General features: G+C 61.7%; 16 protein-coding genes and 1 tRNA gene. 11 read left to right on the top strand and 6 right to left on the bottom strand.

Annotation, left to right across the window (positions count from 1 at the left end; all coding sequences use genetic code 11):
* The first annotated feature begins 186 nt into the window (after positions 1 to 186).
* From CV770_RS03945 to CV770_RS43150, 4 genes are all read left to right on the top strand, one after another.
* Positions 187 to 699, top strand: coding sequence for a P27 family phage terminase small subunit (locus tag CV770_RS03945; protein ID WP_210203154.1), 513 nt, complete (start codon positions 187 to 189; stop codon positions 697 to 699).
* Between the two features lie 36 nt (positions 700 to 735).
* Complete coding sequence (locus CV770_RS03940) at positions 736 to 1104, top strand: hypothetical protein (protein ID WP_146101241.1); 369 nt, start codon at positions 736 to 738, stop codon at positions 1102 to 1104.
* The gene (locus CV770_RS03935; RefSeq protein WP_104461408.1) at positions 1101 to 2153 is read left to right on the top strand and encodes a hypothetical protein; all 1053 of its coding nucleotides are present in this window, start codon (positions 1101 to 1103) and stop codon (positions 2151 to 2153) included. Before CV770_RS03940 ends, CV770_RS03935 begins: the two co-directional genes overlap by 4 nt.
* Before the next feature lie 135 nt (positions 2154 to 2288).
* Positions 2289 to 4148 carry a phage tail tape measure protein gene (locus CV770_RS43150; RefSeq protein ID WP_245453670.1) on the top strand — a complete coding sequence of 620 codons (1860 nt, stop codon included), beginning with the start codon at positions 2289 to 2291 and terminating at the stop codon, positions 4146 to 4148.
* Between the two features lie 258 nt (positions 4149 to 4406).
* On the opposite strand, the gene CV770_RS03920 is transcribed toward CV770_RS43150, so the two are convergent.
* From CV770_RS03920 to CV770_RS03905, 4 genes are all read right to left on the bottom strand, one after another.
* Entirely contained in the window at positions 4407 to 4883 is a 477-nt protein-coding gene (locus CV770_RS03920) for a hypothetical protein (RefSeq protein WP_104461406.1), read from the bottom strand.
* A 93-nt stretch (positions 4884 to 4976) separates the two neighbouring features.
* The gene (locus tag CV770_RS03915) at positions 4977 to 5672 is read right to left on the bottom strand and encodes a hypothetical protein (RefSeq protein ID WP_104461405.1); all 696 of its coding nucleotides are present in this window, start codon (positions 5670 to 5672) and stop codon (positions 4977 to 4979) included.
* Positions 5673 to 5677: 5 nt separating this feature from the next.
* Positions 5678 to 6508, bottom strand: coding sequence for a ComEC/Rec2 family competence protein (locus CV770_RS03910; RefSeq protein WP_146101240.1), 831 nt, complete (start codon positions 6506 to 6508; stop codon positions 5678 to 5680).
* 13 nt (positions 6509 to 6521) lie between these two features.
* Entirely contained in the window at positions 6522 to 7259 is a 738-nt protein-coding gene (locus tag CV770_RS03905; RefSeq protein WP_146101239.1) for a hypothetical protein, read from the bottom strand.
* Between the two features lie 787 nt (positions 7260 to 8046).
* Here CV770_RS03905 and CV770_RS03895 point away from each other — a divergent pair.
* Positions 8047 to 8277, top strand: a complete 231-nt coding sequence (locus tag CV770_RS03895; protein ID WP_104461401.1) for a DUF6894 family protein — start codon at positions 8047 to 8049, stop codon at positions 8275 to 8277.
* 390 nt (positions 8278 to 8667) lie between these two features.
* Here CV770_RS03895 and CV770_RS43030 read toward each other — a convergent pair whose 3' ends face one another.
* Positions 8668 to 9009, bottom strand: a complete 342-nt coding sequence (locus CV770_RS43030; protein ID WP_146101238.1) for a hypothetical protein — start codon at positions 9007 to 9009, stop codon at positions 8668 to 8670.
* A gap of 92 nt (positions 9010 to 9101) precedes the next feature.
* Here CV770_RS43030 and CV770_RS03890 point away from each other — a divergent pair, with 92 nt between their 5' ends.
* From CV770_RS03890 to CV770_RS03880, 5 genes are all read left to right on the top strand, one after another.
* Positions 9102 to 9605 (top strand): hypothetical protein, encoded by a 504-nt coding sequence (locus CV770_RS03890; protein WP_146101237.1) that lies wholly within the window; start codon positions 9102 to 9104, stop codon positions 9603 to 9605.
* Between the two features lie 161 nt (positions 9606 to 9766).
* Positions 9767 to 10048 (top strand): hypothetical protein, encoded by a 282-nt coding sequence (locus CV770_RS41445; RefSeq protein WP_146101236.1) that lies wholly within the window; start codon positions 9767 to 9769, stop codon positions 10046 to 10048.
* Positions 10049 to 10296: 248 nt separating this feature from the next.
* On the top strand, positions 10297 to 10515 hold the full coding sequence (locus tag CV770_RS44190; protein ID WP_104461490.1) for a helix-turn-helix transcriptional regulator: 219 nt from the start codon (positions 10297 to 10299) through the stop codon (positions 10513 to 10515).
* Positions 10512 to 10688 carry a hypothetical protein gene (locus CV770_RS42410; protein WP_201759690.1) on the top strand — a complete coding sequence of 59 codons (177 nt, stop codon included), beginning with the start codon at positions 10512 to 10514 and terminating at the stop codon, positions 10686 to 10688. The genes CV770_RS44190 and CV770_RS42410 overlap by 4 nt, the downstream gene beginning before the upstream one ends.
* Entirely contained in the window at positions 10685 to 11782 is a 1098-nt protein-coding gene (locus CV770_RS03880) for a tyrosine-type recombinase/integrase (RefSeq protein WP_146101235.1), read from the top strand. Before CV770_RS42410 ends, CV770_RS03880 begins: the two co-directional genes overlap by 4 nt.
* 1 nt (position 11783) lies before the next feature.
* Here the strand turns inward: CV770_RS03880 and CV770_RS03875 are convergent.
* Positions 11784 to 11860: transfer RNA gene (locus CV770_RS03875), tRNA-Arg, on the bottom strand.
* A gap of 407 nt (positions 11861 to 12267) precedes the next feature.
* Here CV770_RS03875 and CV770_RS03870 point away from each other — a divergent pair.
* Positions 12268 to 16053, top strand: a 3786-nt coding sequence (locus CV770_RS03870; protein ID WP_104461398.1) for an alpha-2-macroglobulin family protein, incomplete at its 3' end; no start/stop codon positions are given.

Below are 16053 nucleotides of genomic sequence, written 5' to 3'. Positions count from 1 at the left end.
CGGCTCAGGGTTGGCGCTACGGTGCCTAGCGCTCACTTCGAAGCGTTCCTCTACGCCGTCTATGCCTCGCCTTATGGCGACTACCATCGTGCTCAGGAACTCGCATGAGCATCATCGACAAGCCCGATGGGGAGGGCGGGTCAAATCTCTCCAGCCTTTTGGCTCCGGACCGGTGGTGCCCCTCAAATGCAGATTTCGCAGAATTCCAGAAAGCGGGACATGGGACGTAGGAAGAAGCTGGCAGAAATCGACCGCTTGGACGGCAATCCGAGCCGGCGTTTGATTGAGGAAAGCGGGATCGAAGCCCTTGGGGAGCCGTTCATCCCCGAGCACCTTTCCGACGACGCCCGGGGATGTATCGACGTGATCAAGCAGGCGATGCCGCCGCACATCTACTCCGCCCTCGATAGCTTCTTACTTTCGGCGTTTGCGACGGCTTGGGCGATCCATAAGAAGGCCACGCTCGTTATCAGCGACCCGAAGTTTCAGTGGATCGAAGCCAGCAAGCGCGGTGCCGGTGTCGAGAGCCCTTGGATCAAAATGCAGCGACAACAGGCGGCCCTAATGGCTTCGCTTGGTGACCGGCTCGGCCTCGATCCGAAGAGCCGCGCAGCGCTCAAGATGCCAGACGCGACCAAGCGAAAGAGCAAATTTGCCGGGCTGCTCGGCCTCGACGTGTCTTCCCATCTGAAAAACTGAGGCAACCATATGAATCGGCACTCAACGAAGCAGGTCTTGTTGTCCGTCGTCGCGCTGATCGTGGGCATTTCCGCGGCTCACTCGGGCGAGCTTGGCCGATGCGCTCCGCTGGATTTCGCTTCCAATGGCGAATTCAGAAATGTCACCGAATCCGGCGACGTTCGAATTGGTCCGGGCGACAAGGTCGTTCTTATCAACAAGCGAAAACCGGAAGCAACAAGAGTGGTTTTCGATCGCGCGACGCGGGCGTACTCGTCGGTTGTAATCGTAAAGGATTGCAGCGGTACCGCCCGCGATTCGGTTGTGACAATTTCCGGTGAAATTGATGCGGGCGAGATCTCAATCGATGGCAATTGGGGATCAATCGGCTTTCGACGGGTCGGCAGCCGATGGATGATCCAATGAGCGCCATGGTCCTGAGATCCTGCGGCCTCGTGCTCGGGGCGATGCTCTGCTCCACCGCGGCTTTCGGCCAGGCAAGTCCCGGCAGTTCTCCGCTCTCGGGCGCTAAGGGAGGCACCGGCAATGCCTTCATGCAATTCAGCGGCCCGGCAACGTCGATCAAGACGTTCACGCTGCCGAACGCGTCTGGAACGGTCGGCGTGCTCAACGCCATCGCGACCTGGACTGCGGCGCAGTCGTTCACGGACGGCACATTGATCTTACTCGGCTCGTCGTCGGGTTCGTCGACCCTAAAGGCGCCCGCGACTGGCGGCGGCACGGCGACTCTGTTCGCCGGCACTGACACCGTCGTCGGCCGCGCCAGCACGGACACGCTGACCAACAAGACGCTCAACTGCGCCAACAATACCTGCACGGTGCGGCTCGGCTTCGACGTGACCGGTGACCTGTCTGTCAGCCACCTCGCCGGCGGCGCCAGCGCATCGAGCTCAACGTTCTGGCGCGGCGATGGTCAGTGGGCAACGCCGGCCGGCGGGGGCAACGTCTCGACATCTGGCTCGCCGTCAGCCAACCAGATTGCGCGGTGGGTCAATTCGACTCAGATCGAGGGCGTCGGCTATGGCACGCAACAGCTCACAAGCGCGTCGCAACACGCCACACCGGCCAATCCTGGCGGGTCGGCAAACACGACCGGGCTGATGATGGGCCTCGGGGCAACCTGCAAGGTCACTCCGGCGACGAGCGGTCGCGTGCGTTTCACCATCATCGGGAACGCTACGAACAACAATGCCAACAAAACCACCACTTTAACGGGGCGCTATGGGACCGGAACTGCACCGACCGGCGGCGCCGCGCTGGCGGGGACTTTGTTCAACAACGGCTTGGTCTGGAACACTCCGTCGGGAAGCTATTATGCTCCGTTCGCGCTCGAAGGCATCATAAGCGGGCTGAGCGTAGGAACTCAGGTTTGGTACGATGCCTCGGTGGCGACCAACGACTCCGGCACCACCTCGTCGATCGCAAATCTCACTTGCCTGGCACAGGAGTTCTGATCCATGGCAGGTGCGGGCGGGAGCGTAGTGGGAGCCCTCCGTGTGGTGCTAGGCGCCGACACGGCGGCTCTCGACAAGGGCCTGAAGGATTCGCAGTCCGGCCTGGCCGCGTTCGGCTCGGCGGTCGCCACCGGCATGGCGGCGGCTGCGGCGGCCGTCGTCGCCGCCGGCGTGGCGATCGGCATTGCGCTCCAGCACACCATCGACGACGCGGATAAGCTATCGAAGACGTCGGCAAAGCTGGGCGTTCCGATCGAGCAACTCTCGGCTCTCGCCTATGCGGCCGACCTTTCGGACGTGTCCTTCGACGCGCTGAGTAAGTCGATGGGCAAGCTGTCGAAAAACATGGTGGAGGCGGCGGCCAAGCCGACGTCCGAAGCCGCCAACGCCTTCCGCGCGCTAGGCGTTTCTGTCGTCGATTCCAACGGGAAATTGAAATCCAGCGCCGAAGTGAATGGCGATGTTGCGGAAGCTTTCTCCGGCTTGAAGGACGGCGCCGGAAAGACGGCTGCCGCCATGGCGATCTACGGCAAGACCGGCGCAGATCTCATTCCGATGCTGAATGACGGTCGTGATGGTCTGAAGGAGATGACGGAGGAAGCCGAAAAGTTCGGCCTCGTCATCGACGCCAAGACCGGCAAGGCGGCGGAGGACTTCAACGATAACCTGACCAGGATGAAGGCGATTTGGACCGGCCTCGTCACGCAATCGATGACGCAGGTGCTGCCGTCGATGGTCGAAATATCGAATGCGATGGTCGAGTCCGCGAAGAACTCGGGCTTCCTGAGCACCGCGCTCACCGTCGTTTCGACCGCGATGAAGGCGCTTGTGACCAGCGGCGTGATCGTCGGAGCGGTGTTCAAATCCCTGTCAGAGTACATTGCGACTGTGTCGTCGGCGATGTCGCTTGTTCTGAAAGGTGAGTTCACCGGCGCATGGAACGCCGTCAAGGGCGGCGTCTCGGGCGTCGAGGAGACCGCGCAGACCACGTTTGGCCTCATTGAAAAGCTCTGGAAGGGTGCGCAGACGGGCGCGGATACTGCAGCGGAGTCGACCGACAAGGCGTCGAAGGCGCAAAAGGATTTCAATTTCTCAGCGATGGGCGGCAAGAACGCCGTCGATCAGTTCATTGCGTCGCAAAGCAAGTCCCAAGAGGGCATGAAAGCGGAGATCGCGACCTACGGAATGCTTCCTGGTGCAATGGAGGCGGTGAAGCTGCAACTGCAAGCGGAGTCGATCGCACGCGCGAACAACACCGCGATCACTGCTGCGCAGCAGGTGCAACTCGACTTGCTCAAGCAGAAGACATCCGACTATGCCTTGACCTTGGCCGGTCTCCAGATGACGCAGGCGAACCTGACGCCGGCGCAGACGTATCAGCTCGAATTGCAGAAGATCCAGGCGCTTTTCGATGCAGGCAAAATGAGCGCCGATGGGTATGCGCAGGCAACTGAGAACCTGGCTGAGCGGGCCAGTGCGTCCTGGAACACTGCCGGTGCGCAGATGGCCGGCGGATTTGCTCAGCTGGCCGGCGCGTTTGCAACTTCCAGCAAGGAAATGGCCGGAACAGCAAAAGCCTTCGGTATCATCGAGGCGACGATCAACACATACACCGCTTTCACGAAGGCGCTGGCGGCTGCGCCGCCGCCCTTCAACTATGCACTTGCAGCCGGAACGCTTGCGGCAGGTATGGCGAAGGTGGCAGCTATCAAGCAGCAATCGATCGGCGGGTTCAAGGACGGCTTGTCCATGACCGTCCCTGGCGGCGTCGGGGGAGGTGACAGCAGGCTGTTCCAGGCCATGGTTGAGCCAGGCGAGCAGATCGACATCACGCCGAACCGTGGCGGGCAGCAAAGCCAGGGCCGCGGCGGTGGCAACGTCACGCAGGTGACGCTCCAGATGTCCGATCCGGTCTATAGCCGTGAAGGCCTGCGCGTCTGGATTGACCGGATCAACGAGATGGTTTCGGACGGCTACCGGCTCGCCGTGACGTAGGGAGGGAGCAAAATGGCGGGTGAAGATAAGATGGCTGGGCTTCAGCAGGCGTTCGCAACGCTCGCTGCTGAGCAGGTGCGGGCGATGAGCGATGAGGATCTCGCAAGGCACGCTCAGGCTGTTGTCGCCATGCTGGAGGCCATCCAGGCGGAGTACGATAGGCGCAGTGGCGCGTCCGTTGCAGCAGCCGGGCGAGTAGGGCGCGCTTGACTTCCAGTCGGGTGCCGAGAACCTCCAACGAACCCCGATGCATGCCTGCTACGTAGGATCTTGGGAAGGTGGAAAAGAAAAAATAGGTTCGAATCGTTCGTCAACCATGATTCCCACGGCCCATTTTGAGTAAGCGATTGCCATCTTCGCTTTCGGAAGTTGCGCCGATTGGCCGGTCTCAACGCTGAACGTGTGATATCCGCCCGATACGCCCACCCGAATGTAAAAGCTACCCCCCGTGCTAATCAGATAGCCATATATGCCTGTGTCGTCGCTGATATCAGTGTGACTTGCCCTAAGAACTGCGCCGGGGAATGAGACAACCGCGTCGCTGGGCAGGCCGCCGAGAGCCAGCCATGGCAGGTGGCCATTTGGCCGCTCAGTTGTCGACAATATGATCGCTGCTCGTTTTGTGCCATCCGTCACGCAAATTCCAAACTCGGGCTTTGTGCGTTCGAACCTGAAAAATGCGCCGACCGGCACTTCGTCGAACGACATCGCCACGCCCGGAATTTCCAATTTCATTTTAGAATCCTTTCAGTAGTGAACAAAAACAGGTCGCTTCGCGCTTCGATGTCTTCTAGCTGCGCGAGAACAGTTCGAATATCGGGCATCGGATTACTCTGCTGTTGCGAGCTGCCCCACGGCGGACGGCCGCTTGCGCTTATCGGACTTTGCGGGCGCCGGCGTTAAAAACTGAACGTACAGTTCGCGCGCGTAGTGAACACCAAAGCGGTGCATGCGGTACAAGTAGATGGCACCGGCAAACGCTGCGCAGATCGAATAAGTGGCGTTCTCTGAAGATGCCGAGTACGCCACGATCGCGTAGCACCAGCTCGAAGCGCAGAGACCCCGGTTCATTCCGTAACTACCGTTGAAAGCCTCTAACCTAGCGGGCCGTCGGTGAGCTTCCACATAACTGTATATCTGGCGCGAGATGGGAAACCAGTCTTTGGGGGTCTGCTCCGACGTGGGCGCGCAAATTATGCTCAACTCGTTCCTCACCATCTCATCCAGTTTACGCAATTGCGCGCTGGATAATAGTTTCGGATGGGGGCCTACGATCCAGGTAGACGGAAGACCTCCCCAGAGCTTCCAGTACACAATATCCACCATGTTTCCGAGCGCCGCGACCAACTGACCTGATGCGTAACCAACTACCAGCACAACGCCAAAAGCGCCTATCGAGATAGACGTGTGGACTATTTGCGCCCTGGCTTCTGGCCAGAGCAATGCCAGCAGTGCAACCAGAGTTGCGCCGGGAATAAGTATTCCGGCTTGCTCGTAAAGGTTGGCTTGTCTTGGAAATCGCATGGGTTCTAAACGCCCAAGAAAACTTTGGATGCGCCCGGCTCGATGATGAATGTCATCGAGCCGTCGCTTCTGGTCGTCAGGACGTGCCGCTTCGTACCGTTATAGATGAAGCCTCGCGCGTAGTTCCGGTATCGGTCGACAGTCTCCTGCGTTTGATAGCCGAGCTTCTTATCTGAGATCACGACGGCTTGGATGTTCGGACAGAGGTTGAGCACTTCCTCACAATAGCCGTTCTCTCGACCGTGGTGAGATGCCACGAAGACAGACACACCAGAAAGCTCTGCGCGGAAAGTCGGATCAAGCAGCAGCGCTCTCCAGCCCGCTTTCTCCATGTCGCCAGGAAAAATGAACTTGTGCGTGTGGCAGGTAATGAAGGTAACTAGGCTAAGATTGTTCTCGTCATCAAAACCGAAGGGTGGAGTTCCGAGGGAGTTTCTATACTTTGTGAATGATACATCCCCATAATCATTCTCCGATGGCGAAGGAGCGCCTCCAATGTAGGTGCGGCTGATCTCAGCAGCCAGGCGTTCGATGCCGGGCCCCATACCGTCTTCAGTCTTAAGGTGCTTCAAATCGCTCGCGCTGACGGATGCATTTCGCATAAGCACGGCAACGTTTACCTGATCCAGTAAATCAGAAATGCCCGCAACGTGGTCCTCATCGTAATTTGAAATGATCAGCTGATCGAGGTGAGTGATGCCCTGTGATCTGAGGTAAGTGCCTGGTCTCCAGCCGGTGGTGGTATTGGTGCCACAATCGATCATCACGTAGCGATTGTTGCTCGTCGCAATCAGCGCACAAGCACCATGCTCAACGTCGAAAATATCCAAAATCATTCCTGCCTCGGCTTCAGACGCCCGCTGGCCCCTGCGTCACGTCGATGACGTGGCGTTCGGTACCCACAGTGATTACTATCGTGTAGGTCTTAGGACCCCCGCCTTGGTCAGCAGGCGGCGCGAGGTGGAGCTGCCCTCCGTACCATTCGCCTGGCATCAAGGTGTTATCCTTGATTACGGCTTGCTCCAGCGCCGCCATGTTGCGCTGACCCGTCTCGACAGTGGCCGCGATCATTGCTTCGTTTTGAACGGCCGCGTTGTTCTGCGCGATCACAGCCGCAGTGGGGCTGTAGAACGTTCCGGTGCGTCCGCTGGGGGTGGTGTAGCTGCCATGCCCAGCGTTCGCGGCGCTGTAAGCGTTGGCACCCGCGGCCAGACCGGTGAGGACGGCGGCGGCGACTTGCCGGTTTCGCTCCTCTTGGACCAACATCTCGTAGGTCACGACCTTCATTTCGAAGTCAGAGCCTGCGGCGTGCTGGACGGCCTCGACTTGTCCCACGCGGAAGTCGACCGGCTGCCTGCTTAGATTGTTGATGCCGACCACGAAGACCGGCCTGCCATTCGCTTGCAGTTGCCTGGCCGCTGGGCGCACCAAGACGAGCGAGCTTTTTTGCCGAGAGACGAGGGCGGGTTGCCCGTCGCGCATAAGGGCTTGCTGTTGCGGATTTGACGCTCGGAAAGAAACAGTCTCGCCAGTCGACATGCAGCCGCCCAGCACGGCGCAAAGCGCCACAATACCCAAATTGCGCATGGAGGATCCCCCGACCCGAAAAAGGATATCCAAGCGCAACCGGCGCGCGAGATCAATAGCAGGTGCGCGTCGGCGCCCTCGACCTAGGGAAATTACGGGTAAGGGCCGCCAAGGAGATCGGGCACCCGGCTGATTGACACTGTGTCAGAAGGGCTTTGGTAGCGGCGGCGTAGGGCCCGCCGGTTCACGCTGGGGGGCCTCTGTGCTAGCCTGGACGTGCCGCGCCGATCGTGCGGACTGTCGCGGCGAAGCCGCGGGCGCTGTTCTAAAGCAGCGCCTGCGGCTGTTTTTTAGGCACCTTCGGCTTGCTCTTGCATTTGGTGCTTATGGACAATGACGCTGCCAGATACCGCCGCCAAGCAAAGGCCTGCCTTGATGAGGCACTGGCTATGGCGGAGAAGGCGCAGCGGGAAAGCTCTTATGAGCATTAAATCGGTGAAGGATGCAGCGGGTTCACATTGTTCGGGTGATTACTGACAGCGGCGAACGCCAGATATGGCTTGCGGCAACCGCTCGGGACAACGCAATCGACGCGGTGCTCGATGCCATCCCTGAGGGGTGGACGGCTAGCCTTGTTGAGCGGGAGCTCGGCGCCAGCGACGCGGCGGCGTTGAACATGCAGCCTGGGGAAGTCCGGCAACATAAGGTGTCCTAGATTCACTGGTTGCGAATCCCGCTTCCCGGTTTGTTCGCATGCACCACAACCTAGAAATTAAATACAGTTGCAAAGGAACAGAAGTAGACTGGTCGGCTGGAACGTGCGCCCGCTTGTCAGCATTACTGACGCATGCCGCGCTATTTCTTCCATGTGACCCACGAACGCCACGAACCTGACCTTGAGGGCGAGGAGCTGCCCGACAAGCACGCCGCTTGGCATGAAGCCACGGTGACGGCTGGGCAGATACTCCAAAGCCTCGACGGGAAGCTAACGCCGGCCCGTGGATGGCGGATGGAGGTAGTGGACGAGTTCCAGAACACCCTCTACGTCCTCCACATCCACGCCGAGAAGCCGAAGTAAGACCGCTTCAGCGGGCGGCCTCCCGGCCCGCTCGGGAGATCTGGCATAGAGGAACGACTCTCCGGCCAGCAGGATTGGAATTTCGGTCTGTGGCGCGATCTAGACGTGCCATCCACCCGGGACGGTCCGTCGTCATACGCGCGTTTGGCGATGGGCCGGTTCTCGCATTCGGCGCAATCTCTTCTCTAGGAACTACCGGCAAGCCGCGGGCTTGGTGCCGTGCTCCGGCTCCATGCCCCCTGCGGGCCGGAGTAAGTCCCAACGGCCCCAGCCGCCGCCATTGGCTGGGGCCGTTTTTTACCGGGGGTATTGCGCGCTTCGGGGCCGTTCCGCCGCCCCCAACATTCGCGTGGTACGGGCGCGCTGAAGCCCCTGAAGGGGATGGATTTGTTATTTGGGACCAAAAACGCTCAAGAGCCCGATCGCGACGGGTATCAGGGCGACGCAGGCCCACAAAGCTGGCGCGCCCGAGTTCAGACCGGCAACGAATATCCCGACGCCAAAGCCGACGATAAAGGCCGAGATCGCATAGGCGGCTACTGTGTCCATCGGTCGACCCACAAGCAACAGGATCGATGTCTCAAGGACGCGCCGCGGTACCAAACGTTCCAGCGCGCCGTGCGCCCCGGAAGGGGATGGATTTTTTACCAAATCAGTGGTGGAATGTCCGTGGGTGTCGAAACCCGGACCGAAGATGAGGCCTGCGACCCTTGGCGGGGTGGCGGCCGACAATGCGCGTAGGAGACCTTGGCGGGTTTCCTCAGGCGCTTAGGAGCGCTTGGCGGCGCGCCTCAACCTGGCCTTTATGCCGGGGGCGGTGCGCCATGTCCAGAGCCGAAAGGCTTAAAAGCACGCCGACCAGTCTCTTCGGCTGGTTTCGACCCCCCGGCTGCCGGTCTGTCACCGGCGCGGCTGTCGAAAGCCAATCCGAAGAGCACCATCCGATGACACTTGCCAGACCTATGTTCCCGCCTGCTGCGGGCCTTGCCCGTGCGTCCGCTTCCTCCGGCCTTGCTCGGCAAGAGCGGGACCGCAAGAAGGCGCTCGGGCGTCTCGCCGGGCTCCGGGAGAAAGCTGCGGCCGAGATCGAGCGGCTGATGGCCTTCCTGGACGCTTCCGACCCCTACGCCTCCACCGAGCTGGAGGATCAGGTTGACGACCACCCCTGTGACGACTCGGAGCTCGATCGTGACGAAAGCGACGACGAGCCGTCGCTCGGATCCCACGAGATCACGTCGGCCGGCGCGGTGTCCTATTGGCCCAGCTGGCACCCCGAGGTCGGGGTCGACGTCGAGGAGCAGTGCGACGACGAAGGGGCGGCGGCATGACCAGCAATCGATCACCGGGCGCCCCAGGCGCTCTGCCAGCCTCTCCCGTCCATCTGATTCTAGCTAGCCTCCGAAGCGCATCGCTGCCCGCCGCTGCGCCGCCAGAACCGCAACCCTGTGAACGCGATTCTCTGCCTAGGGGCCAACCCGGGAGAACAGCAATGTACGCAGCAAGCACCATCAATTCCGCCGCCTCGATGCCGCGGCTTCATCAAGGTCGCACCATGAATATCCTCACCTTCGAAAAGCACGTCGGCTCTGGGCAATGGTTTGGAGAGGCCTCGCACGAGGGAAAACGATACAAATGGTATTACCAGCCGCGCCGATGGTTTCACCTGCATGAGCAGGATGGACGCAACCCACATTGTTGGATGGTTGTGGAGCCTCCAGCCGGGATGCGTCATGCTGTTCTAGCAGCTATCCGCAGCGTGAAGGCTGGCTGACACTGCCCTTCGTCGGGAAAGCAGAGCTCGCCGGGCGTGAAACCGGCGGGCTTCCGTTTTGACCAAAACGGCACGCACTCTCTTGAAATAGGCTGTGGGACCCCTGTGTATAAGTGAAATCGCTATTCTGCGCCTTCTGCAAATCACCTAGTTGCGAAAGGGAGGGGAAGAAAGCGGTCTAGTCCGGGACAACCGAACAGGTGCTTCTTTCGGGGGAATTGTATCGCGTTCCTTTGGAGTTGGACCTGATGAGCAGTGCACCAACGTGCAAGTTCTTTTTGATCGATGAGCTAGCAGAACGACTTCCGTTCTCGACGGTGACGATGTGGCGAATGGAGCGGAAGGGAAGATTCCCCAAGCGCGTCCGCATCTCGCCGGGTAAGGTCGCCTGGCGCAAATCCGACGTGGAAGCCTGGGAGGCCGATCCAGAGGGTTGGCGTGCGCCTTCGGCGGAGGCTGCGGCATGAGCCGATTGCCTTCCACATTCCGGCAGCAGGACGTGACGCGGGCTGTGCGGGCCGTGCGAGCGGCCGGAGAGCCGGTGCGGCGAGTCGAGGTCGACAAGTCGGGTCGGATCGTCGTGGTCACCGGTGAGCCCGGCATCGGCGACGAGCCCAACGAGTGGGACAAGGTCCGGTGAAACACAAATATCCCAAGTACACGCATGCTTTCGAGGATCATGACGGAACGCCGCGTTTCTATCTTCGTGTACCTGGACGAAAGCGGGTGCCGTTGCCCGGGCTGCCATGGTCTCCAGAATTCATGGAAGCTCGGGAGAGGGCGCTTAATGCCGATTGGGAGGCTCCGCCGCTCGGTGCAAGCCGCACCGTCGCTGGCACCGTCAACGCCGCGCTGATCAGCTACTACCAATCAGGTCCCTTTACGTCTCTGGCGAAGAGCACGCAGGGCAATCGTCGCGCAATCCTGGAGCGCTTCCGGAACGACCATGGCGACAAGCGCATCGCGATGATGCACACGCAGGCGCTCCAGAATATCGTGAACTCAAGGAAGCCGGCGGCGCAGCGCAACTTCGTTAAAACGATGCGCGGATTCATTGACCATTGCGTGCAGCTAGGAATGATCAAGGTGGATCCGCTGCTCGCGGTGAAGCGCGCGAAAATGAAAAAGACGGGCGGCTTCCACACCTGGACTGAAGATGAAATCGTTCAGTATCGGGAGCGTCATAAGCCTGGGACGAGGGCGCGGCTTGCCTTGGAATTGCTGCTGCAGACTGGGCACGCGCGATCGGACGTCGTCCGGATGGGGCGCCAGCATGTGAAGAGCGGCAAACTCTCGATGCGCCGCCAAAAGACAGGGGTGCAGTTTGATATCGAGCTATTGCCGGATCTTGTGGCTGAGCTGAAGCGGCATCCTTCGTCGGGCAATTTGGCGTTCCTCACAACCGAGCTCGGCGAGCAGTTCACACCGGCCGGCTTCGGCAATTGGTTCGCTGATCGATGCAAGGAAGCGGAGATTCCGGGGAGGGCGCACGGCCTGCGCAAGGCATCGGCCATCCATCACGCGCTGAATGGTGCAACAGCTCCTGAGCTGATGGCTTGGTTCGGTTGGAAAACGATCACTGAGGCGCAGCGCTACATCGAAGAAGCGAATCGGATTCGTCTGGCTGAGAGCGCCGCCAACAAGGTCAGAGCAGGAACAGGAATTGGCAAACCGCCGAACCAGTTTGCCAAAAAAGCTCGTAAGCCTATGAAAAATAAGAGGGTGAAATCGTGAGTGGCGATCCCAGCAGGACTCGAACCTGCAACCCGCGGAGTAGAAATCCGCTACTCTATCCAGTTGAGCTATGGGACCGTCGCTACGCCAGCCTCTGTTTGGAGGCCGGCTGTTCATCTACCATGCCAAATATGAAAAATATCGTCTTTCGCCAAGTCTGAACCGAACCGTTTTCCTCAGAGCCGCGACAAAGCGAGACGGTGGCATGTCAGGGTGCCGGGTTGAGCGGCCGCAGACTGGACGATGGATCACATCGCCGGGAACGCTGGCCAGCTTCCGGGATGTGGCCGCCGGTCGACGGGTCGGGTATCGCTGCGCCATCAGGACGGCGTGAGCGGCGGTATCTTGATCGGTCTCCTCTGGGCTTGCCTTTCCATGGCGAATGCGACGATTAGCACCTTTGGTTCCATCGCCTTGAGTCCGTCACCTTTCCGCGCATTTCATGCTGCCTGCGGGCGGCTGTCCGCGATTTCCGGGAGTCCATCATGATCGGTCTTGTCCGCGCCGTCACAATCTGCGCCACGCTGGCGCTCGGCTTCAGCGCGGCACACGCTGCCGACAAGGCGTTCAAGCGCGACGACCTCACCGATTCCGCGATCAAGCTGGAGGCCCAGATCAAGAGCGAGGCGGGGCCCGTCGCCAAGACCAATGCGACGTTGAAGACGGACGCCGACGCCGCCTTCCGGCGCAGTGACTATCGCACCGGCCTGTCGGTGCTCGGCCAGATCGCGGCGACCACGCCGGAAGACGCCGGCAACTGGCTGCGGCTTGCCAAGGTCATCTTCCAGATCTCGCCGAAGAGCTCGAGCGAGCAGACGTTCCTGCTGGAACGCGCCTCGACCGCGGCCTACATCGCCTACCTCCGTGCCGGCAATCCGGGCGAGGAGGCCGACGCACTTGCGGTGCTCGGCAAGTCGCTGTCGGAGCGCAAGCTATGGCGGCCGGCGCTGGATTCGCTGCGGCTGTCGCTCGACATGCGCGAGGTCGCCGACGTCCGCGGCCAATATGAGAAGATGCGCGACGAGCACGGCTTCCGGCTGCTCGACTACACCGTGGACTCGGATTCGGCGAGCCCGCGCGCCTGCTTCCAGTTCTCCGAGGATTTGGCAAAGCGCACCGACTTCGCGCCGTACCTGGCGCTGGCGGGCCAGGACAAGCCGGCGCTGTCGGCCGAAGGCAAGCAGCTCTGCGTCGACGGGCTGAAGCACGGCGAGCGCTACAACATCAATCTGCGCGCCGGCCTGCCGTCCACTGTGAAGGAGGGGCTGCCGAAATCGGCCGAGTTCAACGTCTATGTGCGCGACCGCAAGCCGTTCGTGCGCTTCACCAGCCGGGCCTATGTGCTGCCCCGGACCGGCCAGCGCGGCATTCCCGTGGTCAGCGTCAACACGCCCGCGGTCAACATCAACGTGTTCCGGATCGGCGACCGCAATTTGATCAACACCGTGGTCGACAGCGATTTCCAGAAGACGCTGTCGAAATACCAGCTCTCCGATCTCGGCGGCGAGCGCGGCGTGAAGGTCTGGACCGGCGAGCTTGCGACCGCGATGACGCTGAACCAGGACGTCACCACGGCGTTTCCGGTTGACCAGGCACTCGGCGAGCTCCAGCCGGGCGTCTACGTGATGACGGCCGCCGCCAAGGGCCCGGGTTCGGACGACGATTACCAGCTCGCCACCCAATGGTTCATCGTCTCCGATCTCGGCGTTTCCGCCTATTCCGGCAATGATGGTATCCATGTGTTCGTGAACTCGCTGGCCTCGACCGATCCGGTCGGCAAGGCCGAGGTGCGGCTGGTTGCCCGCAACAACGAGATCCTGGCGACCCGCAAGACTGACGACAGTGGCCACGTGCTGTTCGAGGCGGGGCTTGCGCGCGGCGAGGGCGGCTTGTCGCCGGCGATGCTGACGGTCACGGGTGAGAAGGCCGATTATGCCTTCCTCAGCCTGAAGTCCTCCGCCTTCGACCTGTCCGATCGCGGCGTCTCCGGCCGTGCGGTCCCTGCAGGCGCCGATGCCTTCGTCTATGCCGAGCGTGGCGTCTACCGGTCCAGCGAGACCGTCTATCTCACCGTGCTGTTGCGCGACGGGCAGGGCAATGCCGTCAGCGGCGGACCGCTGACGCTGGTGATCGAGCGCCCTGATGGCGTCGAATACCGACGTGCCGCGCTCGCCGACCAGGGCGCCGGCGGCCGTACGCTGTCCGTGCCGCTCAACTCGGCCGTTCCGACCGGGACGTGGCGGGTGCGCGCCTTCACCGACCCGAAAGGCTCGTCGGTCGGCGAGACCACTTTCATGGTCGAGGACTACGTTCCTGATCGGATCGAATTCAACTTGTCCGCCAAGGACAAGCTGATCAAAGCTAACGCTCCAGTGGAGCTTAAGGCGGACGGCCATTTCCTCTATGGCGCGCCCGCGTCCGGCCTGCAGCTCGAAGGCGACATGCTGGTCGCGCCCGCAAGCGAGCGCCCCGGCTTTGCCGGCTACCAGTTCGGCGTCGCCGACGAGGAGACCACCTCGAACGAACGTACGCCGCTCGAGAACCTGCCCGAAGCCGACGCCAATGGCGTTGCGACCTTCCCGGTTACGCTGGACAAGCAGCCCGCTTCGACCCGTCCGCAGGAAGCCCAGATCTTCGTTCGCATGGTGGAGACCGGCGGCCGCGCCGTCGAGCGCAAGATCGTGCTGCCGGTTGCGCCCGCGACGGCCCTGATCGGCGTCAAGCCGCTATTCGGTGACAAGAACGTCGCCGAGGGCGACAAGGCCGAGTTCGATGTTCTGTTCGTCTCGCCCGAGGGTGAGAAGCTGCGCCGCGACGGCCTGCGCTACGAGCTCCTCAAGATGGAGTCGCGCTACCAGTGGTATCGCCAGAACAATTACTGGGAGTACGAGCCGGTCAAGTCGACCTCGCGCGTTGCCGACGGTGATGTGACCGTTACGGCCGACAAGCCGGCGCGTATTTCGCTCAACGCCCAGCCCGGCCGCTACCGTCTCGATGTGAAGTCGAACGACGCCGATGGCCCGGTGACCTCGGTGCAATTCGACGTCGGCTGGTATTCCGACGGCAGCGCCGACACGCCGGACCTTCTGGAGACCTCGATCGACAAGCCGCAATATTCCTCCGGCGACACCATGACGGTGTCGGTCAATGTCCGCAGTGCCGGCAAGCTCACCATCAACGTGCTCGGCGACCGCCTGCTGACGACGCAGACGATCGACGTCAAGGAAGGCACTGCCCAGGTGAAGCTCCCGGTCGCCAAGGACTGGGGCACAGGCGCTTACGTGGTGGCGACGCTGCGCCGCCCGCTCGATGCCGCGGCCCAGCGCATGCCGGGCCGGGCGATCGGGCTGAAATGGTTCGGCATCGACAAGCAGACCCGCACCTTGCAGGTGAAGCTGTCGCCGCCGGCGCTGATCCGGCCGAACGCAGCGTTGAAGATCCCGGTCAAGCTCGACGGGCTCAATCCGGGCGAGGACGCCAAAATTGTCATTGCCGCAGTCGATGTCGGCATCCTCAACCTCACCAATTACAAGCCGCCGGCGCCGGACGATTACTATCTCGGCCAGCGCCGCCTCAGCGCCGAGATCCGCGACCTCTACGGGCAGCTGATCGACGGCATGTCCGGCACGCGCGGCCAGATCAAGTCCGGCGGTGACGCCGGCGCTGGCGAGCTGCAGGGCTCGCCGCCCGCGCAGAAGCCGCTGGCGCTCTATTCCGGCATCGTCACGGTTGGCGCCGATGGCAGTGCGGAAGTCAGCTTCGACATTCCGGAGTTCGCCGGCACCGCACGCGTGATGGCGGTGGCGTGGACCGCGACCAAGCTTGGCCGCGCCAACACCGACGTCGTGATCCGCGACCCCGTGGTGCTGACCACGACGCTGCCGCGCTTCCTGCTCAATGGCGACCACGGCACGGTCAACCTCGAGATCGACAATGTCGAGGGCCAGGCCGGCGACTACGTGATCAACGTGAAGACCGGCGGCCCGGTGAAGATGACGGGCAATCCCGCCACCACGGTCAAGCTCGCCGCCAAGCAGCGCAACTCGTTTGCGCTGGCGATCGACGCGACCGCGGCCGGGCAGGCGACGCTCGATGTCGACATCAAGGGACCGAACGGGCTGACGCTGGCGCGCCACTACGCGTTCGACGTCAAGGCGGCGACGCAGGTGCTGGCACGGCGGTCAATCCGGACCCTGGCGAAAGGCGAGAGCCTGACGCTGACCCTGGACATGTTCTCCGACCTCGTGCCGGGCACCGGCAGCGTCTCGGTC

The sequence above is a fragment of the Bradyrhizobium sp. AC87j1 genome (genome assembly GCF_002936975.1).
Taxonomy (GTDB): domain Bacteria; phylum Pseudomonadota; class Alphaproteobacteria; order Rhizobiales; family Xanthobacteraceae; genus Bradyrhizobium; species Bradyrhizobium shewense.
The sequence above is the reverse complement of the archived record's forward strand: the minus strand, read 5'-3'. Positions and strand labels throughout refer to the sequence as shown.

What these genes read in the sequence shown, in the direction of transcription:
- CV770_RS03915 (WP_104461405.1), bottom strand. Translation starts at nt 5,672, where the DNA reads ATGCGATTTCCAAGACAAGCCAACCTTTACGAGCAAGCCGGAATACTT.
- CV770_RS03935 (WP_104461408.1), top strand. Translation starts at nt 1,101, where the DNA reads ATGAGCGCCATGGTCCTGAGATCCTGCGGCCTCGTGCTCGGGGCGATG.
- CV770_RS44190 (WP_104461490.1), top strand. Translation starts at nt 10,297, where the DNA reads ATGAGCAGTGCACCAACGTGCAAGTTCTTTTTGATCGATGAGCTAGCA.
- CV770_RS43150 (WP_245453670.1), top strand. Translation starts at nt 2,289, where the DNA reads ATGGCGGCGGCTGCGGCGGCCGTCGTCGCCGCCGGCGTGGCGATCGGC.
- CV770_RS41445 (WP_146101236.1), top strand. Translation starts at nt 9,767, where the DNA reads ATGTACGCAGCAAGCACCATCAATTCCGCCGCCTCGATGCCGCGGCTT.
- CV770_RS03890 (WP_146101237.1), top strand. Translation starts at nt 9,102, where the DNA reads ATGTCCAGAGCCGAAAGGCTTAAAAGCACGCCGACCAGTCTCTTCGGC.
- CV770_RS03905 (WP_146101239.1), bottom strand. Translation starts at nt 7,259, where the DNA reads ATGCGCAATTTGGGTATTGTGGCGCTTTGCGCCGTGCTGGGCGGCTGC.
- CV770_RS03895 (WP_104461401.1), top strand. Translation starts at nt 8,047, where the DNA reads ATGCCGCGCTATTTCTTCCATGTGACCCACGAACGCCACGAACCTGAC.
- CV770_RS03910 (WP_146101240.1), bottom strand. Translation starts at nt 6,508, where the DNA reads ATGATTTTGGATATTTTCGACGTTGAGCATGGTGCTTGTGCGCTGATT.
- CV770_RS42410 (WP_201759690.1), top strand. Translation starts at nt 10,512, where the DNA reads ATGAGCCGATTGCCTTCCACATTCCGGCAGCAGGACGTGACGCGGGCT.
- CV770_RS03945 (WP_210203154.1), top strand. Translation starts at nt 187, where the DNA reads ATGCAGATTTCGCAGAATTCCAGAAAGCGGGACATGGGACGTAGGAAG.
- CV770_RS03920 (WP_104461406.1), bottom strand. Translation starts at nt 4,883, where the DNA reads ATGAAATTGGAAATTCCGGGCGTGGCGATGTCGTTCGACGAAGTGCCG.